18 protein-coding genes and 2 pseudogenes are annotated in these 18,163 nt (G+C 57.8%); 10 read left to right on the forward strand and 10 right to left on the reverse strand.

The window, feature by feature from the left end; all coding sequences use genetic code 11:
* Nucleotides 1-198, forward strand: coding sequence for a YbdD/YjiX family protein (locus ACJ69_RS01415; protein WP_006809671.1), 198 nt, complete (start codon nucleotides 1-3; stop codon nucleotides 196-198).
* On the opposite strand, the gene ACJ69_RS01420 is transcribed toward ACJ69_RS01415, so the two are convergent.
* The 4 genes from ACJ69_RS01420 to ACJ69_RS01435 form a co-directional block, all read right to left on the reverse strand.
* The gene (locus tag ACJ69_RS01420; RefSeq protein WP_032661025.1) at nucleotides 195-599 is read right to left on the reverse strand and encodes a helix-turn-helix domain-containing protein; all 405 of its coding nucleotides are present in this window, start codon (nucleotides 597-599) and stop codon (nucleotides 195-197) included. The genes ACJ69_RS01415 and ACJ69_RS01420 overlap by 4 nt on opposite strands.
* Nucleotides 580-876: a type II toxin-antitoxin system RelE family toxin gene (locus ACJ69_RS01425; RefSeq protein WP_054830389.1), complete on the reverse strand. Its 297-nt coding sequence runs from the start codon at nucleotides 874-876 to the stop codon at nucleotides 580-582. Before ACJ69_RS01425 ends, ACJ69_RS01420 begins: the two co-directional genes overlap by 20 nt.
* A gap of 183 nt (nucleotides 877-1,059) precedes the next feature.
* Nucleotides 1,060-1,803, reverse strand: a complete 744-nt coding sequence (locus ACJ69_RS01430; protein WP_054830388.1) for an SDR family NAD(P)-dependent oxidoreductase — start codon at nucleotides 1,801-1,803, stop codon at nucleotides 1,060-1,062.
* Between the two features lie 57 nt (nucleotides 1,804-1,860).
* Entirely contained in the window at nucleotides 1,861-2,949 is a 1,089-nt protein-coding gene (locus tag ACJ69_RS01435) for an oxidoreductase (protein WP_059346321.1), read from the reverse strand.
* Nucleotides 2,950-3,108: 159 nt separating this feature from the next.
* On the opposite strand from ACJ69_RS01435, the gene ACJ69_RS01440 reads away from it, so the two are divergent.
* The 4 genes and pseudogenes from ACJ69_RS01440 (at nucleotide 3,109) to ACJ69_RS01455 (ending at nucleotide 8,017) form a co-directional block, all read left to right on the forward strand.
* Nucleotides 3,109-4,611: a sugar ABC transporter ATP-binding protein gene (locus ACJ69_RS01440; RefSeq protein ID WP_059346322.1), complete on the forward strand. Its 1,503-nt coding sequence runs from the start codon at nucleotides 3,109-3,111 to the stop codon at nucleotides 4,609-4,611.
* Nucleotides 4,608-5,602: pseudogene (locus tag ACJ69_RS01445) on the forward strand (ABC transporter permease). The gene ACJ69_RS01440 and the pseudogene ACJ69_RS01445 overlap by 4 nt, the downstream one beginning before the upstream one ends.
* A 19-nt stretch (nucleotides 5,603-5,621) precedes the next feature.
* Nucleotides 5,622-6,686: a sugar ABC transporter substrate-binding protein gene (locus ACJ69_RS01450; RefSeq protein ID WP_023310718.1), complete on the forward strand. Its 1,065-nt coding sequence runs from the start codon at nucleotides 5,622-5,624 to the stop codon at nucleotides 6,684-6,686.
* Nucleotides 6,687-6,775: 89 nt separating this feature from the next.
* Complete coding sequence (locus ACJ69_RS01455) at nucleotides 6,776-8,017, forward strand: LVIVD repeat-containing protein (RefSeq protein WP_181599700.1); 1,242 nt, start codon at nucleotides 6,776-6,778, stop codon at nucleotides 8,015-8,017.
* Between the two features lie 61 nt (nucleotides 8,018-8,078).
* On the opposite strand, the gene mtnK is transcribed toward ACJ69_RS01455, so the two are convergent.
* Nucleotides 8,079-9,278 carry an S-methyl-5-thioribose kinase gene (gene mtnK / locus ACJ69_RS01460; protein WP_059346324.1) on the reverse strand — a complete coding sequence of 400 codons (1,200 nt, stop codon included), beginning with the start codon at nucleotides 9,276-9,278 and terminating at the stop codon, nucleotides 8,079-8,081.
* A 104-nt stretch (nucleotides 9,279-9,382) separates the two neighbouring features.
* Between mtnK and mtnA the strand changes: the two genes are divergently transcribed.
* Entirely contained in the window at nucleotides 9,383-10,399 is a 1,017-nt protein-coding gene (gene mtnA, locus ACJ69_RS01465) for an S-methyl-5-thioribose-1-phosphate isomerase (protein ID WP_059346325.1), read from the forward strand.
* Between the two features lie 42 nt (nucleotides 10,400-10,441).
* On the forward strand, nucleotides 10,442-10,912 hold the full coding sequence (locus ACJ69_RS01470; RefSeq protein ID WP_029740120.1) for an SRPBCC family protein: 471 nt from the start codon (nucleotides 10,442-10,444) through the stop codon (nucleotides 10,910-10,912).
* A 59-nt stretch (nucleotides 10,913-10,971) separates the two neighbouring features.
* Here the strand turns inward: ACJ69_RS01470 and ACJ69_RS01475 are convergent, their stop codons facing one another.
* The 3 genes from ACJ69_RS01475 to ACJ69_RS01485 are packed head-to-tail and all read right to left on the reverse strand — an operon-like array spanning nucleotide 10,972 to nucleotide 12,811.
* A complete protein-coding gene (locus ACJ69_RS01475) occupies nucleotides 10,972-11,514 on the reverse strand; it encodes a 1,2-dihydroxy-3-keto-5-methylthiopentene dioxygenase (protein ID WP_059346326.1) in 543 nt (180 codons plus the stop codon).
* On the reverse strand, nucleotides 11,511-12,200 hold the full coding sequence (gene mtnC / locus ACJ69_RS01480) for an acireductone synthase (protein ID WP_059346327.1): 690 nt from the start codon (nucleotides 12,198-12,200) through the stop codon (nucleotides 11,511-11,513). Before mtnC ends, ACJ69_RS01475 begins: the two co-directional genes overlap by 4 nt.
* On the reverse strand, nucleotides 12,197-12,811 hold the full coding sequence (locus tag ACJ69_RS01485; protein WP_054830255.1) for a methylthioribulose 1-phosphate dehydratase: 615 nt from the start codon (nucleotides 12,809-12,811) through the stop codon (nucleotides 12,197-12,199). The genes mtnC and ACJ69_RS01485 overlap by 4 nt, the downstream gene beginning before the upstream one ends.
* Nucleotides 12,812-12,933: 122 nt before the next feature.
* On the opposite strand from ACJ69_RS01485, the gene ACJ69_RS01490 reads away from it, so the two are divergent.
* Nucleotides 12,934-14,094, forward strand: a complete 1,161-nt coding sequence (locus ACJ69_RS01490) for a pyridoxal phosphate-dependent aminotransferase (RefSeq protein WP_054830254.1) — start codon at nucleotides 12,934-12,936, stop codon at nucleotides 14,092-14,094.
* Here the strand turns inward: ACJ69_RS01490 and ACJ69_RS25610 are convergent.
* Nucleotides 14,095-14,211: pseudogene (locus ACJ69_RS25610) on the reverse strand (hypothetical protein); the annotation flags it as partial. It abuts the gene before it with no gap.
* A gap of 153 nt (nucleotides 14,212-14,364) precedes the next feature.
* Nucleotides 14,365-15,264: a DNA-binding transcriptional repressor CitR gene (citR, locus tag ACJ69_RS01495; RefSeq protein ID WP_029740124.1), complete on the reverse strand. Its 900-nt coding sequence runs from the start codon at nucleotides 15,262-15,264 to the stop codon at nucleotides 14,365-14,367.
* Between the two features lie 623 nt (nucleotides 15,265-15,887).
* Between citR and ahpC the strand changes: the two genes are divergently transcribed.
* Both ahpC and ahpF read left to right on the forward strand, forming a co-directional pair.
* A complete protein-coding gene (gene ahpC / locus ACJ69_RS01500) occupies nucleotides 15,888-16,451 on the forward strand; it encodes an alkyl hydroperoxide reductase subunit C (protein WP_008501015.1) in 564 nt (187 codons plus the stop codon).
* 126 nt (nucleotides 16,452-16,577) lie between these two features.
* Nucleotides 16,578-18,143, forward strand: coding sequence for an alkyl hydroperoxide reductase subunit F (gene ahpF, locus ACJ69_RS01505; protein WP_047648423.1), 1,566 nt, complete (start codon nucleotides 16,578-16,580; stop codon nucleotides 18,141-18,143).
* Nucleotides 18,144-18,163 lie beyond the last annotated feature (20 nt).

Below are 18,163 nucleotides of genomic sequence, written 5' to 3' on the forward strand. Positions count from 1 at the left end.
ATGTTCGACACCCTTTCCAAAGCAGGTAAGTACCTGGGCCAGGCCGCCAAAATGATGATTGGCGTGCCGGACTACGACAATTACGTCGAGCATATGCGCGTCAACCATCCGGACCAGACGCCCATGACCTACGAAGAATTTTTCCGCGACCGCCAGGACGCCCGCTACGGCGGCAAGGGTGGGGCGAAGTGCTGTTAACCCTCTTTCGGTAAATAGAGGCTGATCTGTTCCTGCTTGCAGCCGTAGATAGCAGCCAGCTTTTCACGGGTGCGCTTTTGCGGACGGGAGTCCAGCGCTTCCAGTTGTGACACGGCGGACTGGGTGATGCCGAGTTTCTCAGCTACCTCCTGCTGGGACATGCCGCGCAGGATACGCCACGCGGCCTGCAGGCTGACGTTCTCGTTATGCATGACGTCGCATACTTCACCAGGTAATCCTACGTCATCATAACAATCGTGTTCGACTTCAATATCCTCTAGATCATCATCGGTTTCGTCGTCGATTTCTGCCATCTGTAAGCACATACGAAAGTATTCATCATAGGGAATAACGACGTACTGCGCTTTTCCGTCATCGTCCTTAATTAGCTGAACAGCCATAGGGGGCTTTCTCCTCGTGAAGGTAGGTCGTTGATGTTCTGCGCTTGACGGCCAAAACATAACAATGGTTATCGGGATCGTCCCGAAGTGTAATCAGAATGCGGTAATCGCCAACGCGTAGCCGGAATTGATTTTCTATCGCCGATATTTTTTTGATATCGGGCCGGGGAGCTGAGCGATCGTCCAGCTCAGCAAGTTTTGCTTTGATTCTTCGCTGATATCGGCCATCGATTTTGAAAAACTCTTTCTTTGCATTCTTTGACCAGACAATCTTCATCCGTACCTCCACTGTACGCCCACACAAAGTATAAGGGAATAATAAGGCTATTAGATAAATTCCGAATTTCTAATGGGGTACTGTAGAGCGGGGAAATAACCGGAGAAAGCGGCAAAACGCGAACCGTCGAGGGCGCTCGGAAACGCCTCTGCCGGACGACAGAGGCTTGCAGGGAGATTGCGATCAGGCGTTCAAACCGCCGTCCACGTCCAGACCGGTACCGGAGATCTGACCGGCAGCCGGGCTAGCAAGAAACGTGACCGCCGCCGCGACGTCTTCCGGCTGGCCGTAATGGCCCAGGGCAATAAGCTGACGCTGAGAGTCAGCCTGTTCCCCGTCTTCCGGGTTCATATCGCTGTTGGTAGGGCCGGGGTGCACCAGGTTAACGGTAATGCCGCGCGGCCCTAAATCACGGGCCAGCCCGCGGGTGAGGGAGTTCAGCGCCGATTTGGTCATCGAGTAAACGGCAATGCCCGGCATAGCCACGCGGTTTGCCAGACAGCTGCCGATGTTGATAATGCGTCCGCCGTCGGACATGTGCACCAGCGCTTCCTGAATGGCGATCACCACGCCGCGAATATTGACGTTGATTAGGGCGTCAATGTCCGCCAGCGTCATGGACTCCAGCGGGCCGCCGCGCGCGATCCCGGCGTTGTTGACCAGAATGTCCAGCCCGCCAAGAGAACGCGCCGCATGGGTGACGGCATCCTGAATCGCCTGCGCGCTGGCGCTGTCGGCCTGAACGGCTTCGCTGTGTCGTCCCAGCGCCTTAATCTCATCGGCGACCGCCTGGGCTTTATCGGCAGATTTTTCATACGTAATAATCACATCCGCACCGGCGCGCGCCAGCGACAGGGCAATCGCACGACCCAACCCGCGGCTGGCACCGGTAACCAGCGCCTTTTTACCTGTTAAATCGATCTGCATGATGACCTCGTTACGAGAGTGGTAAGAATCATCATTAGGTATAGCCTGTCGGGGCGATTAACGGCTGAAGGATTCCACTTTCTCAAACGCGGCGCGCAGAACGTCAGGCGTTAACGCAACCGGTAAATAGTGAATCGACTCCACCGGGCGCAGGGTGTGGGCTATGACCTTATCCAGCTCGTCGCGGTTATTGATGTCGACGTCCAGCTCGCGAAGCGTGGTCGGCAGGTTAAAACGCTGGTAAGCCGTCACCAGCTGCGCCAGCACGTCGTCCTGGCCGAGCAGGGCGCTTTGCACCAGAATGCCGAAGGCCACCTTGGTACCGTGCAGGTATTTTTCCGTCTGCGGCAGCACGGTTAAGCCGTTGTGTACCGCATGCGCCGCCGCCACGCGGGTATAGCGCTCGCCCAGGCCGCCGACCATCCCGCCACCGGCGATAATCGCATCCACCACGTCCCGGAAGGCCTGCGTCTGTTCGCCGCGCTGCTGGTCGGCCAGCGCCTCTTCGCTGCGCGACAGCAGCACGTCGCGGATCGCCAGCGCGCCGTTAATGCCCAGCCGCACGGTCAGCGGCAGGTTCTCCGGATCAGGTGCCAACACCACTGCTTCGTACCACTTCGCCAGCGTATCGCCGATGCCCGCCAGCAGATATTCCGCCGGAGCGTTAAGGACGATCTGCGGCTCCACCAGCACCAGGAAGTTGGCGTCGTCGAAGATCTCAAAATGCAGCGCCTGACCGGCATCGTTGTACCAGACGGAGAGCGGGGTCCACGCCGCACAGGTGGCGGCAATGGTGGGGATGCCCACAAACGGCACCCCTAAGCGGCGCGCCACGGCCTTGACGGTATCCATCACCGCGCCGCCGCCGACGCCAATCACCACGCTGGCGTTGCTGCCGGATTCATTCACCAGATGGGTGACGTCGCGCTCGCTGCAGTGGCCTTTAAACAGCAGGCGTTTCGCCCCTGGCGCGTTAAAGCTCGCCGGCAGGAAAGGGCGCGCGCCTTCGATAGCGCGCTCGCCGTAGATCCACACCGCGCGGGAAAGCTGTTCCGGGGTAAAGAAGTTATCCAGATGCGCAAGGCTCCCTGGATGAGAGAAGTAGTTCGCCGGGCCAGGCACGACGCGGATATCGGTGTTGCTCATGATGGTGTCCTTTTTTAGCAAGCGCTAACCCGATGTTATGTCTGGACATCCGGATGGCTAATAATATTTCGCTTTAACTTATGCCTTTTCCGTCGTTGTCAGTCAACCAGAGCTGTGAAAAATTCGATAAATCAGAAGAGTAATGAAGGATTTACGCGGATGGTTTCCAGTCGCCTTGAGATGCGCGGTATCAGCCTGGCCTTTTCCGGCTTTCAGGCGCTGTCGCGCGTGGACTTTACCTTAACCGGCGGATCCGTACACGCGCTGACCGGCGCCAACGGCGCGGGGAAATCGACGCTGATGGCGGTGCTGTGCGGGACGCACGACCACTATGAGGGCGAGATCAGCATTAACAACCAGCCGGTGAGCATCCGTGAACCGCTTGACGCCAAACGGCTGGGGATCCACCTCGTACAGCAGGAGGTGGACGTGGCGCTGATCCCGGGGTTAAGCATCGCCGAAAACATCATGCTCGACCAGCTGGCGCAGCCGGGGCATCGCTTCAGCTGGCGCGCGATCCGCCAGCAGGCGAGACAGGCGCTGGCGCAGCTCGACGTGACGCTGGACGTTCGCCGTTCCATCGACGGCTGTTCGCTGGCTGAAAAGCAGCAGATTTTGCTGGCGCGGGCCCTGTCCCACCACTGCCGTTTTTTGATTCTTGATGAGCCCACCGCGCCGCTGGACGCGCATGAGAGCGAGCGCCTGTTTAGGGTAGTGAGACGTTTAAAGCAGCAGGGCATCGGCGTGGTGTTTATCTCTCACCGCATTCACGAGCTGAAGGCCATCTGCGACACCTTAACGGTGCTGCGCGACGGCAAGCTGATCGAGTCCGGCCCGATGGCCGATCTTAGCGGCGAAGCGATCGTCGAGAAGATGCTCGGCCACGTGCTGAGCGATATCTATCCGCCCGCGCGACCGCCGCACGGCGACGAAACGCTGCTGCGCGTTGAGGGGCTTCACGATGACGCGCTGCTGAAAGATATCTCCCTGCACCTGCGCAAAGGCGAAATTCTCGGGATTGCCGGGCTGGCGGGGGCGGGGAAAACCGAACTCTGCAAGGCGCTGTTTGGCGCCACCAAAAGCCGCGTGGCGCGCGGCGAGCTGAATCATCAATCCTGGCAGCCGCGCGATCCGGCCGACTCCGTGCTGCGCGGTCTGGCGCTGGTGCCGGAGGAGCGCCGCAAAGAGGGCATTTTTATCGACGAGCCGGTGAGCATGAACCTTGCAGTGAGCGCCGATAACAGCTTTTCGCGCTGGAGCCTGTTTGGCCATCGTCAGGCGTGGCGCTGGGCGGAAGAGGTGATTGCCCGCGTCGGCGTGCGCACGCGCGGGCCGGGGCAGGTGCTGCGCCGCTTATCCGGCGGCAACCAGCAGAAGGTCGCCATCGGTAAATGGCTGCGCAATGACGCCCGCGTGCTGATATTCGACGAGCCAACCAAAGGCGTGGACGTGAAGGCCAAAACCGATCTGTTCCAGCTGATTGATGGCCTGGCGCGCGAGGGCAAAGGGGTGATTTACGCCTCGGGCGAATTTGCCGAGCTGGTCGGGCTGTGCGACCGCATCTGCGTCCTGTGGGACGGGCGCATCGTGGCGGAAATCGCCGGGGCCGAGGCTCGAGAAGAGACACTACTTTATTATTCAACCGGAGGAACGGCGTCGTGAGCAAGGCCCTTTCAGTGAACGCGGCGGCGTCTGGCCGCCAGCAGATTTTCGATTTTCTCTACAGGTGGGGCATGCTGTTAACCGTCGTCGCGCTGGTGGCCGTCTTTGGCCTGGCGTCGGACAGCTTCCTCGATCCGAACAACATCATCAACATTCTGCGCTCGATTGCCATCGTGACGGTGATTGCTATTGGCGTGTCGATATCATTGACCATCGGCGGGTTCGATCTCTCTGTCGGATCCACCGCCTCGCTGGCGAACGCGCTGGTGATTTCCCTTTTCGTCTGGCACGGCTTTGGTACCACCGAGTCGATTCTGATCACCCTCGCGCTCTGCACGCTGGTGGGTTTGTTTAACGCTTTTCTGATCGTCATCCTGCGTATTCCGGACATGCTCGCGACGCTTGCCAGCCTGTTCGTCATTCAGGGCGTGGCGATGACCTACAGCTACGGCGGGTCGATTACCGAGAACATGGTGCTGCCGAGCGGCGACATGGCGGAAGGCACTATTCCGGCGGCGTTCAGCCTGCTGGGGCAGGTGCCGACCATCGTGATCGTCATGCTGGTGGTGACCGTGCTGGCGCAGCTGGGCCTCTCGCTGACCACTCACGGGCGCCGGATGTACGCCATCGGCGGCAACCCGAAGCCGCGCGTCTCTCCGGCATTCGCACCACGCGCTACAAGGTGGCGGCCTACGTGATTGCCTCGCTGCTGGCGGGACTGGGCGGGATTTTGCTGGCGTCGCGCATCGGTTCGTCGCAGGTGAATGCGGGCGGCGGATACCTGATGGATGCGGTGGCGGCGGCGTGGATTGGCTTCTCCCTGGCAGGCTCCGGCAAGCCGAACGCGCTGGGAACCCTGGTCGGGGCGGTCATTCTCGGCGTGCTGTCGAACGGGCTGGTGATGCTCTCCGTGCCGTACTACGCCATGGACATTATAAAAGGGCTGGTGCTCGCGGTAGCGCTGGCGATTACCTACATACAAAAACGCTGACAACACAACGGGATAAAAAATGAAAAAGATTGCACTCTCTTTGGTGGCACTTGGGTTGCTCACTGCTCTGCCAGGCTTCGCGGCTACGCCCGCGCCGCTTCCGGCTGCCATTGCGAACCATGACGGCCCGATCCGCATCGCGGTGATCCGTAACCTTGGCTCAGACGACAACACCACGCAGTTTATTGCTGGCGCAATTCAGGAAGGGAAAAAGCTCGGCTTTAAGGTCAGCACCTTTTTAAGCAACGGGGATGACGCCAAATTCCAGGACTTCGTTAACCAGGCGATCAGCCAGAAATATGACGGGATTATTCTCTCTCAGGGGCGCGATCCGTACTCCACCGCGCTGGTGAAGAAAGCGGTGGATGCCGGGATCAAAGTATCCGTCTTTGATACGGCGGTTAACGGCGAGATCCCTGGCGTGACCGTTACCCAGCAGGACGATGCCTCCCTGACGAACCTCTCCTTCGGCCAGCTGGCGAAAGATTTCAACGGAAAGGCCAATATCGTCAAGCTGTGGGTGGCGGGCTTCCCGCCGATGGAGCGTCGTCAGGCGGCCTATAAAGAGCTGCAAAAGCAGTATCCGGACATCAAAGAGCTGGAGTCCATCGGCGCCGTCTCCTCTGACGTGCAGGGTGATACCGCCAACAAGGTGGGGGCGATCCTCGCGAAATACCCGAAAGGCAAAATCGACGCCATCTGGGGCACCTGGGACGCCTTCAGCCAGGGCGCGTATAAGGCGCTGAAAGAGAACGGCCGCACTGAGATCAAGCTCTACAGCATTGACATCTCCAACCAGGATCTGCAGCTGATGCGCGAGCCGGGCAGCGCGTGGAAGGTGAGCGTGGCGGTGGATCCGAAGCTGATTGGCGCGACGAACGTGCGCCTGGTGGCGAACAAGATTGCCGGGGAAGCAACGCCTGCAACCTACGATTTCAAAGCGGCGGCCATTCCACAGGCGCTGCTGACCGCCCAGCCGGGCCCGGTGAACGTGGCGTCTCTGGGGAAAATCATTCCGGGCTGGGGCCAGACGGAAGATTTTATCGCGCCGTGGTTTGCGACGCTGGAAGCGAAAAACAAGTAAAACCAGGCCGGGTGGCGTCAGGTGCGGCCTGATGCCCTCACCCCGGCCCTCTCCCACAGGGAGAGGGGGAAAACCCAAAGGAGCTAACGGTGACGCAAGTACCCCTTCCAGAATACAGCCGCAATATGCGGCTGATTGGCCATAGCGACCAGGGCGGTCGCCCGGACGGCGTGCAGCTGATGGTGCATCGCGGTTTCGCCTATATCGGCCACATGGTGTCGCAGGGCTTTTCGATTGTCGACGTGCGCGACCCGAAGAACCCGAAAGCGGCGGGCTACGTGCCCGCGCCGCCCGGCACCTGGAACGTGCACCTGCAGGCGCATGATGACCTGCTGCTGGTGATTAACGCCCGGGATCTGTTTGCCGATGCCCGCTTTGCCGACGAGAAGATCTACTACACCCGCCAGGTGGGGGAGACCGTCAGCGACGTGCAGGACAAAGGCTGGAGCGCCGGGCTGCGGGTGTTTGATATCTCCACGCCCGACAGGCCGAGCGAAATCGGCTTTCTGTCGCTGAGCGGCATCGGCATTCACCGCATCTGGTACGTCGGCGGCCGCTGGGCCTACGTGTCGGCGCTTATCGACGGCTTTACCGACTATATCTTCCTGACCATCGACCTGGCGGACCCGCGCAAGCCTGAAGTGGCGGGGCGCTGGTGGCTGCCGGGGATGAACCAGGCGGAAGGGGAGACGCCGAACTGGCCGGAAGGGAAACGCTACGCGCTGCACCACGCGATTATCGCGGGCGATACCGCCTACGGCAGCTGGCGCGACGGCGGCCTGACGCTGCTGGACGTGAAGGACCGCACCCGGCCGAAGCTGATTAGCCACCGCAACTGGAGCCCGCCGTTTGGCGGCGGGACGCACACCGCGCTGCCGCTGCCGGACCGCGATCTGCTGGTAGTTCTGGACGAAGCGGTGCTGGATAACCAGCAGGACGGCGAAAAGTTGATCTGGCTGTTTGATATCCGCGAGCCGTCGAACCCGGTGAGCATCTCGACCTTCCCGCAGCCGGATGAAACCGACTACGTGGCGAAAGGGGCGCATTTTGGCCCGCATAACCTGCACGAGAACCGGCCGGGGAGTTTCGTCAGCTCGACGCTGATTTTTGCGACGTATCAGAACGCGGGCGTGCGTGCGTATGACATTTCCAATCCGTATCGACCGGTGGAAACCGGTGCGCTGGTGCCCGCCGCGCCGGAGAGAATGATGGACACGCGGCCAAATCGTCCGCGGGTGATCCAGTCGTGCGACGTGTTTGTGGATGCGCAGGGGATTATTTACAGCACGGACTATAACGGCGGGCTGTCGGTGATTGAGTATTTGGGGTAAGTGCGGTTTTATGCCCTCACCCGGCCCTCTCCCACAGGGAGAGGGAGAAAACCAAATGTAATCAGCTGTACTGCCGCACTCGTGCCACCAGATCTTCCGCGCTGTCGATGCGGTCGGCAATGACAATCAGCGCTTTACCAAGCGTTATGGCGTGGCGCAGGCACTCGTGGCGCATCGCCTCGTCCTGAATGGTGTCGATATCCGCGACGTGGGAAAGCCCGACGCTGCGGCGAATGAGCTCGGTGCCGCAGAAGCCGATGGCGTCATGCCAGACCTTTTTCAGGAACGCGGAGGCATAGCCCGGCGCGCCGAGCGCGGCGTCGCGCGTTTTCTCGTTTGCCAGCGCCTGGAAGCGTTCCGCGAAGGTGTTCCACAGCTCCTGAATATCGGTCAGGCGCTGCTCGCGCGCGGCGGCGGCATCGCGAATGCCCAGGTGCCCCGGCAGGCCGCAGAAGTTCAGCAGCAGGTTGCCGATGGCGGTACCGACGTCAAAGCCAATCGGGCCAAAGTAGCCGAACTCGGCGTCGATGGCCTTCAGGCTGCCGTCGGCCACAAAAATCGAGCCGCTGTGAATATCGCCGTGCAGGAGCGCTTCGGCGTGCGAGAAGAAGCGGTGCTTCAGGGAGGCCACGGCAATTTTAAGCTGAGCGTCGTCGCGCAGGGCTGCGACGTCATTTTCCAGCTCTGCCGGGTAGCTGTTGCGCTCGTGGATCTGGTACGGATCGTTGAAGAACAGATCTTCGGTGATCTCGCACATCTCCGGGTTGATGAATTTCGCCACCTGCGCTTTTTTCTCGTGCGGCTGCAGGTAGAAATCGCTGGTGTGGAACAGCGCGTGCGCGAGGTATTCGCCCAGCTGCTGCGCCGCCTGCGGGTAGTAAATGTTGTTGATCAGCTCGCCGCGCCAGATGCGATGGCTGGAGAGATCTTCCATCACCATCACCGCCAGCTCCGGGTCAAAGTGGTGGATTTTCACGGTGTGCTGCGGGCTGTGCTGGTAGTGCTCGACCAGGGTTTGCGCTTCAAGACGGGCGCGGTCCAGCGTCAGCGGCCAGGACTCGCCGACGCAGCGCACGTAGGGCAGCGCCTGCTTAACGACGATGCGGCTCACGCCCGCGCCGTCGAAAATTTTAAATACCAGATTGAGGTTGCCGTCGCCTACTTCCTGCGCCTCTACCAGCGATGAAGGATCGTCAAGTCCGCCAAACCGCCTGGCATACTCCACGGCGTCCTGAGCGGTAAAGGTACGGTATTGCGACATGGCCTGCTCCTCACGAGTTTTCTAATTAAGACATGTAGACGTCTATACATCTGGATTTCATCCTGACACAATGTGCTACAACAACGCAACAGGGAATTAACGACATGCAGACATTACAGACGACCAGCCTGCGGGTGGCGGATAATCAGCTCTATATTCTCGATCAGCAGGCGCTTCCGCAGGAGAAACGCTGGCTGGATGCCTCGACGGTCGAGGCGCTGGTCGGGCATATCCACGCCCTGCGCGTACGCGGCGCGCCGCTGATTGGTCTCTCTGCAAGCCTGCTGCTGGCGCTGCTGGCGGAAAACGGCAAAAGCCAAGACGAGCTGGCGGCGGCGCTGGAAACCCTGCGCGCGTCCCGCCCGACGGCGGTGAACCTGATGAACAATCTCGACCGCATGAAGATTGCGCTGTGGCAGGAAGAGTATGTTCCGGCGCTGGTGGCCGAAGCGCTGCGCCTGATTGACGAAGACAAACGTCTTTGCGACGCGATTGCCAAAGCCGGCAGCGCGCTGGTGAAGCCCGGCAGCCGTCTGCTGACCCACTGCAACACCGGTGGGCTGGCAACGGCGGGCGTTGGCACCGCGCTGGGCGTGATTGCCCGCGCGCATCAGGAGGGCAACGTCAGCAGCGTCTGGGTGGATGAAACCCGTCCGCTGCTGCAGGGCGGCAGATTAACCGCATGGGAGCTGGGCGAGCTGGGCGTGCCGTATCGGCTGATTACCGATTCCATGGCCGCCAGCCTGATGGCAAAAGGGCAGGTAGACGCCGTGTGGGTGGGCGCAGACCGTATTGCCGCCAACGGCGACGTGGCGAACAAGATCGGCACCTATTCTCTGGCGGTGCTGGCGAAATTCCACGGCATTCCGTTCTACGTTGCCGCCCCGCAAACGACCCTCGATCCGGACTGCCCGAACGGTGACGCGATCCCGATTGAGCAGCGCGCCGCCAGCGAGGTGACGGGCGTGGCCGGAAGCTTTGGCGCGGTGCAGTGGGCGCCGGAAAACGCGCAGGTCTATAACCCGGCGTTTGACGTTACGCCTGCCTCACTCATTAGCGGCTGGGTGCTGGACACGGGCGTGGTCACGCCGGAAGCGGTGGCAAACGGGAAATTCGCCTGAGTCCGGCTATCCTTTAAGGGGTTCCCTTAAGAGGACAATATCGTGACGCTCGATCCTGAAACTGACTTAAAACTGGAGCGCGTGGTGGACGCACCGCGCGACCTGCTGTGGCTGTGCTGGACCACGCCGGAACACATCAAAAACTTCTTCATTCCTGCTCCCCATAAGGTGACCGAATGCGACCTCGACCTGCGCGTGGGCGGGCGGTTCAACACCGTGTTTGATGTGGACGGTCAGCGGATGGATAACCGGGGCGTATTTCTTGAAATCGACCCGGGTAAAAAGCTGGTCTTTACCGACGGCTATACCGAAGGCTGGAAACCGGCCGAGAAGCCGTTTATGACGGCGATCCTGCTGCTGGAAGATGTGGGTGAGGGCAAGACCCGCTACACGGCGATTGCGCGTCATCCAACGAAGGAAATCCGCGAGCAGCATGAACAGATGGGCTTCCACGAAGGGTGGGGGATTGTGCTGGATCAGCTGGTGGGGTATGTGAAAGGACTGAAGCGTTGAAGCTCGAGCGGCCTGATGCCCTCACCCCGGCCCTCTCCCACAGGGAGAGGGAGAAAAGATTATGCTAACCGTGGATACGCATCCGCGATGGCATCGCCCGTAAACTGGGCCACCCAGCCTTCCGGATTGTCGAAAATACGAATGGCGGTAAAGTTCGGCTCGGAGCCCATATCAAACCAGTGCGGCGTGCCCGCGGGAACGGAAATCAGATCGTTTTTCTCACACAGCACCTGATACACCTCATCGCCAATGTGCAGGCAGAACAGCCCTGCGCCTTCCACGAAAAAGCGCACTTCGTCTTCGCCGTGGGTATGTTCGTTCAGGAACTTCGCGCGCAGCGCCTCTTTCTGCGGGTTGTCGGCGCGCAGGCTGATCACGTCCCAGCTCTGATAGCCTTTCTCCGCCACCAGCTTGTCGATCGCATGCTGATACGCCTCGATCACGGCTTCGGGCGCGGGATCGTGGCCTAAATCGTGATCCGCAGCCCAGCGTTCAAACCGCACGCCTTTAGCGTTGAGCTGCTGGGCGATCTCGGCGGCGTCGGTGCTGTGCCACTGGTGTTGACTGGCATCTTTATCGGAATAAATGGTCAATGCGCTCATGAAGGGATCTGCTCCGGATTAATCTCGTCAAACTGGTGGACCTGATGGTGATGGCTTGCGCCGTCATCATCACCGCGAATCAGCTGCAGGGTGCGAAAACCTGCCTGTTCAGCCGCGTCCAGCTCCTGATGAATATCGGACAGGAACAGGATCTGCGACGGGGCGATGCCCGTTTGTGCCGCAATATTCTGATAAGACTGCACTTCGCGCTTGGCGCCGATGTGGGTATCAAAATAGCCGCTGAACAGATGAGTAATATCACCTTCGTCGCTGTAGCCAAATAACAGTTTCTGCGCGGCGACGGAGCCAGAGGAATAAACATAGAGATCAATCCCTTGCGCTTTCCACTTTTCCAGCGCAGGCAGTACGTCCGGATAGAGGTGGCCGGTAAAGTCGCCGTTCACGTAGCCGTCATGCCAGATGATCCCCTGCAGGGCTTTGAGCGCCGTGGATTTGCGGTCCTCATCCATAAAGGCAAAAAGGGCCTCGATAAGCTCGCTGACGCTGGCGTGCGGGTTACCGATTTCATCACGCAGGTTGTCCAGAATGGATTTGACCGGCTCGGCGTACTGCTGCGCGGTCACGAAGGCCGCCAGCCGCTCACGCGCGTAGTGGAACAAAACATCATGGACAAAACGGATATCGCTGGTGGTCCCTTCAATATCCGTCACAATCGCGCGAATCATACTCTCTCCAGTTGTCGTAAACGCATTTCGCATTCAAATAAGAATTCTAGTCCTTCCAGATGACGGCGGGCCTCGGCCACGTCGCGTCCCCAGCAGGTTAAGCCATGACCGCGCAGAAGAAAACCATAATTAAGCGGGCGTTCCTGTGCGTAATGGGCGATTCGGGAAGCGAGGGCGTCAATATCCTGGTCGTTATCAAAGACCGGGATAGCCACCGTATCCAGATGCGTGGTCTGCCCGGAGAGGGACTTTTGCATCTCAAAGCCGCTGATGTTGAGCTCGGCTTCTTTGACCAGACGCGACAGCACCGTGGCGTTGACGGTATGAACGTGCAGGACGGCGTTGGCTTCCGGGAACAGGCGATAAATCAGCGTGTGAAGACCGGTCTCCGCCGACGGCCTGCGGCCAGACGGCGCCCGGTTGGTGGCGATTTCAACCTGCAGAAAATCCTCCGTTGTCAGGCTGCCTTTGTCTTTGCCAGATTCGCTGAGCCAGCAGAGGCGTTCGTCCTGGCGCACCGACATATTGCCGCCGGTGGCGGGGGCCCAGCCTTTGGCGCCAATCCAGCTGCAGGCGTCGACAAGATGTGTGAGTTGCAGGTTGTCTGTCATTTCCTTTTACCCTCGCGGCCAGGAATATTCATATGGTTTAGACGTCTAAGCGTCTTGATTGCCAAAGACTAACATCGTGTTATAGTGGCAGCAACATAAGTATTACAAGCAGGCACGACACAATGAGCAATAACGCATTGATTCCGCAGAGTAAACTTCCCAATCTCGGTACTACCATCTTTACGCAGATGAGCGCTCTGGCGCAGCAGCACAACGCCATTAACCTTTCTCAGGGCTTTCCGGATTTCGATGGCCCGGCGTACCTACAGGAGCGTCTGGCGTACCACGTGGCGCAGGGGGCGAATCAGTATGCGCCGATGACGGGCGTGCAGGTGCTGCGGGAAGCCATTGCGGATAAAACGGCGGAGCTGTACGGCCATAAGCCCGATGCGAACACCGACATTACGGTGACGGCAGGGGCGACCGAAGCGCTCTATGCGGCCATCACCGCGCTGGTGCGTGCGGGCGATGAAGTCATCTGCTTTGATCCGAGCTACGACAGCTATGCGCCTGCGGTTGAGCTCTCCGGCGGCGTGGTGAAACGCGTGGCGCTTCAGCCGCCGCATTTTCGCCCTGACTGGCAGGCGTTTGCCGCGCTGCTGAGCGACAAAACCCGCCTGGTGATCCTGAATACCCCGCACAACCCGTCGGCGACGGTGTGGCAAACGGCCGATTTCGCCGCGCTCTGGCACGCGATTGCGGAACGTGAAATTTACGTGCTGAGCGATGAGGTCTACGAGCACATCTGCTTTGCAGAAGAAGGACACGCCAGCGTGCTGGCCCATCCACAGCTTCGCGAGCGCGCTATCGCCGTCTCGTCATTCGGTAAGACTTACCACATGACCGGCTGGAAAGTGGGCTACTGCGTTGCACCGGCCGCCATCAGCGCCGAGTTGCGCAAGGTGCATCAGTACCTGACCTTTGCCGTGAACACGCCGGCTCAGCTGGCGCTGGCGGATATGCTGCGTGCCGAGCCGGAGCACTATCGCGAGCTGCCGCACTTCTATCGTGAACGTCGGGATCTGTTTGTGACAGCGCTAAGCAAAAGCCGTCTGGAAATTTTGCCCTCAGAAGGGACCTATTTTCTGCTCGCCGACTACAGCGCGATATCGGATCTGGACGACGTGAGTTTCTGCCAGTGGCTGACGAAAGAGGTGGGCGTGGCCGCCATTCCGCTGTCGGTGTTCTGCGCCGATCCTTTCCCGCATAAGCTGATTCGTCTTTGCTTTGCGAAGCAGGAATCGACTCTGCTGGCGGCGGCAGAGCGTCTGAACACGCTCTGATTATTTCATCGTCCAGGCTTCTGAGTCACGGCGGTCTGCAAACAGCTCCAGCAGACCGTTGATTTGCCTGAGGCGCAAGACTTCATCGCCGTCCATTCCCAGCGCCTGGCTTATTCTCATCCTGCGGAATAAATACCAGACTGTAGCGCCAATATTAAAGAGAGGATGATATCAGGCAATAATTAAGTGGATATATGCCGCTTAATTCTATAACGGTGATGCCTTTTTAAAGACGTGGTTCTCATTTTGTGCGAGAACCACAGCAATATCTTACGGTAAGGATATCTCTTCAATAAAACTCGCGAATGCCGAGCTATTGAGCGCGGAACGGTTGTACATCATGTAAATATCAATACTGGGGAATTGAATATCTGTTTCCACTTTGCGCAGGTTGAGGGCTGGTCCATATTTTTCGAAGGCCGGCATAGGCACTAATCCTATGAGGTCGGATGAACCGATCATCGACAGAAGGGATATAAAAGAGTCGCTACGATAGACGATATTTCTTTTGGTTAACAGGCTTTCGGCCTTTTCCTGATAGTCTTTGAAGCTGTTCTCGTCGTTCAGGTAGGCGGTGAAGTTTTCATTTAGAATCTCTTCACGCGTGGGATTTTCGCTGAGGCGGGGATGGCCCTCCCGACAAACGAGAACGAAAGGAAGCTTATGGTAGAGGCTACAGGCGACGGAATGACTGTTAGAGGACGAAAACGAAAATATCAGGTCGGCTCTTCTGTAGGCTAAGAGATCTTCCGCTGAATCAGATGAAAGAAAAACATCATGTAATTCAATTGAATAATTATGGTTATCCATGAGCAGTTTTATAGGGTCAAGCGTTGCTTTCGTACTCATAAAATGCGGGCAGTAAATGACAAAATTCTTCTTTAACCCGCTGCTGTGCATGATATTGATAGTCTGCTCCAGCTGGTTCAGGTTCTGTTCCAGATGATGATGCAAATTGACGCCGACGGTCGTGGGCGTGATCCCTTTACCGGAACGGATAAACAGAGGATCGTTGAGTTGTCCTCTCAGACGTTGCAGTGACTGGCTCACGGCAGAGGGTGTGATATACAGCGTCTCGGCGGCTTTACTGATACTAAGGTGCTGGTAAATGCACTCGAAAATGACTAACAGATTAAGATCGAATTTTTTAAGGTCATACAGGTTTGCCATGTTTCGTCCTGAGGGTGCTGCGTTTGCTGTGGTTATCATATAACTGATAACAATAGTTTGAGGCTAACCATTTATAATTCTTTCGGTTAATTCTCTTAGTTTTAAATTAAAACTACCTTAATATATCACGGTGGCAGATTATTGAAATAGCGCTTCAAAGGTGAGGAGGATAATTTTATCTTAAAAGAGGGAGTGATCGTATTAAATGACAATTGTCATTTATATATTGTGATAGTTTTATAATAAAAATAAATTTATAACGCTACGGAATGGTATTCGACACAACCTATCACAGCCATAGGCAGGAATGCCTCTCTTATGGATTGCTCAATCCCTGCGCGGGTGGTGTAATCAAAAGGCTGTTACCGCCTTGATATAGAGGGTTGTAGAGCGCAACGCAACGCCAGTTTCGGCTGGCACTGAATGTACCTGCGGGGAATTCAGGTATCAGGGCCGCCCGTTGAGGCGGCCTTTTTACTTTCAGGCTTTCCTGTAAAAGGTTCACCTTGTTGTCTTGTCGACGTTGTAAGGTTTGGCTGATTGATTTGATAAAGCATACGCATTAGCCCCGATGAATAAAGTTGGTTACCTTACATCTCAACGAAAACACGGAGGAAGTACAGATGTCTTTGATTAATACCAAAATTAAACCTTTCAAAAACCAGGCGTTCAAAAACGGTGAGTTCATCGAAGTTACCGAGAAAGATACCGAAGGCCGCTGGAGCGTCTTCTTCTTCTATCCGGCTGACTTTACCTTCGTTTGCCCGACTGAACTGGGTGACGTTGCAGACCATTACGACGAACTGCAGAAGCTGGGCGTAGACGTTTACTCTGTCTCTACCGATACCCACTTCACCCACAAAGCATGGCACAGCAGCTCTGAAACCATCGCGAAAATCAAATACGCGATGATCGGCGACCCGACTGGCGCCCTGACCCGTAACTTCGACAACATGCGTGAAGATGAAGGCCTGGCAGACCGCGCCACCTTCGTTGTTGACCCGCAGGGCATTATCCAGGCTATCGAAGTTACCGCTGAAGGTATCGGCCGTGATGCTTCTGACCTGCTGCGTAAAGTGAAAGCTGCTCAATACGTGGCTTCTCACCCAGGCGAAGTATGCCCGGCGAAATGGAAAGAAGGCGAAGCGACTCTGGCTCCATCCTTAGATCTGGTTGGTAAAATCTAAGTTTTGCCCATCCGGCAATCAATGGGCGCCCCGCGCCCATTTTATTCCAGCACCATGATGCAAGTTGCATTCAGGCCGCCCGTATAAGGCAGCTTGCATGATGACGTCTTAAGAGAGGGAAGAACAATGCTCGACACTAATATGAAAACCCAGCTCAAGGCCTACCTTGAGAAACTGACCAAACCCGTTGAGCTGATTGCTACGCTTGACGACAGCGCCAAATCGGCAGAGATCAAGGAACTGCTGGCGGAGATCGCCGAGCTGTCGCCGAAAGTGACCTTCAAAGAAGACAACGCGCTGCCGGTCCGTAAGCCCTCCTTCCTGATTACCAACCCAGGATCCGATCGGGGACCGCGCTTTGCCGGTTCTCCGCTGGGTCACGAATTTACCTCACTGGTGCTGGCGCTGCTGTGGACCGGTGGTCACCCGTCAAAAGAAGCGCAGGCGCTGCTGGAGCAGATCCGCGATATCGACGGTGATTTCGAATTTGAAACCTATTACTCGCTCTCCTGCCACAACTGCCCGGACGTGGTGCAGGCGCTGAACCTGATGTCGGTCCTGAACCCGCGCATCAAGCACACGGCGATTGACGGCGGTACCTTCCAGAATGAAATCACCGATCGCAACGTGATGGGCGTTCCGGCGGTCTACATGAACGGCAAAGAGTTCGGCCAGGGCCGTATGACGCTGACCGAAATCGTAGCCAAAGTGGATACCGGTGCTGAAAAACGTGCGGCGGAAGAGCTGAACAAACGCGATGCCTACGACGTGCTGATCGTCGGTTCCGGCCCTGCGGGCGCGGCGGCAGCGGTGTACTCCGCGCGTAAAGGTATTCGTACCGGCCTGATGGGCGAACGCTTTGGCGGCCAGGTGCTCGATACCGTGGACATCGAAAACTACATTTCCGTGCCGAAGACCGAAGGCCAGAAGCTTGCGGGGGCGCTGAAGGCGCACGTCAGCGACTATGACGTAGACGTGATCGACAGCCAGAGCGCCAGCAAGCTGGTTCCGGCAGCGGTCGAGGGTGGTTTACACCAGATTGAAACCGCGTCCGGCGCGGTGCTGAAAGCGCGCAGCATCATCATTGCCACCGGTGCGAAATGGCGCAACATGAACGTTCCGGGCGAAGATCAGTACCGTACCAAAGGCGTGACCTACTGTCCGCACTGCGACGGCCCGCTGTTTAAAGGTAAACGCGTGGCGGTGATCGGCGGCGGTAACTCCGGCGTGGAAGCGGCTATCGACCTGGCGGGGATTGTTGAGCACGTTACCCTTCTGGAGTTCGCTCCAGAGATGAAGGCCGACCAGGTTCTGCAGGATAAAGTTCGCAGCCTGAAAAACGTCGACATCGTACTGAACGCGCAGACCACGGAAGTGAAGGGCGACGGCAGCAAAGTGACCGGACTGGAATACCGCGACCGCGTGAGCGGCGACGTGCACAGCGTTCAGCTGTCAGGGATCTTCGTGCAGATTGGTCTGCTGCCAAACACCACCTGGCTGGAAGGCGCGATTGAGCGCAACCGCATGGGCGAAATCATCATCGATGCGAAATGTGAAACCAGCGTGAAAGGCGTATTTGCGGCGGGCGACTGCACCACCGTGCCGTACAAACAGATCATCATCGCCACGGGCGAAGGGGCGAAGGCGTCTCTGAGTTCGTTTGACTATCTGATTCGCACCAAAACCGCATAATAGAAGAAAGTAAGGCTACA

The organism is Enterobacter asburiae, from assembly GCF_001521715.1.
Taxonomy (GTDB): Bacteria; Pseudomonadota; Gammaproteobacteria; order Enterobacterales; family Enterobacteriaceae; genus Enterobacter; species Enterobacter asburiae.

Excerpts from the sequence above, each read along its gene's own strand:
- ACJ69_RS01415 (WP_006809671.1), top strand. The coding sequence starts at position 1 with ATGTTCGACACCCTTTCCAAAGCAGGTAAGTACCTGGGCCAGGCCGCC.
- ACJ69_RS01420 (WP_032661025.1), bottom strand. The coding sequence starts at position 599 with ATGGCTGTTCAGCTAATTAAGGACGATGACGGAAAAGCGCAGTACGTC.
- ACJ69_RS01425 (WP_054830389.1), bottom strand. The coding sequence starts at position 876 with ATGAAGATTGTCTGGTCAAAGAATGCAAAGAAAGAGTTTTTCAAAATC.
- ACJ69_RS01430 (WP_054830388.1), bottom strand. The coding sequence starts at position 1,803 with ATGCAGATCGATTTAACAGGTAAAAAGGCGCTGGTTACCGGTGCCAGC.
- ACJ69_RS01435 (WP_059346321.1), bottom strand. The coding sequence starts at position 2,949 with ATGAGCAACACCGATATCCGCGTCGTGCCTGGCCCGGCGAACTACTTC.
- ACJ69_RS01440 (WP_059346322.1), top strand. The coding sequence starts at position 3,109 with ATGGTTTCCAGTCGCCTTGAGATGCGCGGTATCAGCCTGGCCTTTTCC.
- ACJ69_RS01450 (WP_023310718.1), top strand. The coding sequence starts at position 5,622 with ATGAAAAAGATTGCACTCTCTTTGGTGGCACTTGGGTTGCTCACTGCT.
- mtnK (WP_059346324.1), bottom strand. The coding sequence starts at position 9,278 with ATGTCGCAATACCGTACCTTTACCGCTCAGGACGCCGTGGAGTATGCC.
- mtnA (WP_059346325.1), top strand. The coding sequence starts at position 9,383 with ATGCAGACATTACAGACGACCAGCCTGCGGGTGGCGGATAATCAGCTC.
- ACJ69_RS01475 (WP_059346326.1), bottom strand. The coding sequence starts at position 11,514 with ATGAGCGCATTGACCATTTATTCCGATAAAGATGCCAGTCAACACCAG.
- mtnC (WP_059346327.1), bottom strand. The coding sequence starts at position 12,200 with ATGATTCGCGCGATTGTGACGGATATTGAAGGGACCACCAGCGATATC.
- ACJ69_RS01485 (WP_054830255.1), bottom strand. The coding sequence starts at position 12,811 with ATGACAGACAACCTGCAACTCACACATCTTGTCGACGCCTGCAGCTGG.
- ACJ69_RS01490 (WP_054830254.1), top strand. The coding sequence starts at position 12,934 with ATGAGCAATAACGCATTGATTCCGCAGAGTAAACTTCCCAATCTCGGT.
- citR (WP_029740124.1), bottom strand. The coding sequence starts at position 15,264 with ATGGCAAACCTGTATGACCTTAAAAAATTCGATCTTAATCTGTTAGTC.
- ahpC (WP_008501015.1), top strand. The coding sequence starts at position 15,888 with ATGTCTTTGATTAATACCAAAATTAAACCTTTCAAAAACCAGGCGTTC.
- ahpF (WP_047648423.1), top strand. The coding sequence starts at position 16,578 with ATGCTCGACACTAATATGAAAACCCAGCTCAAGGCCTACCTTGAGAAA.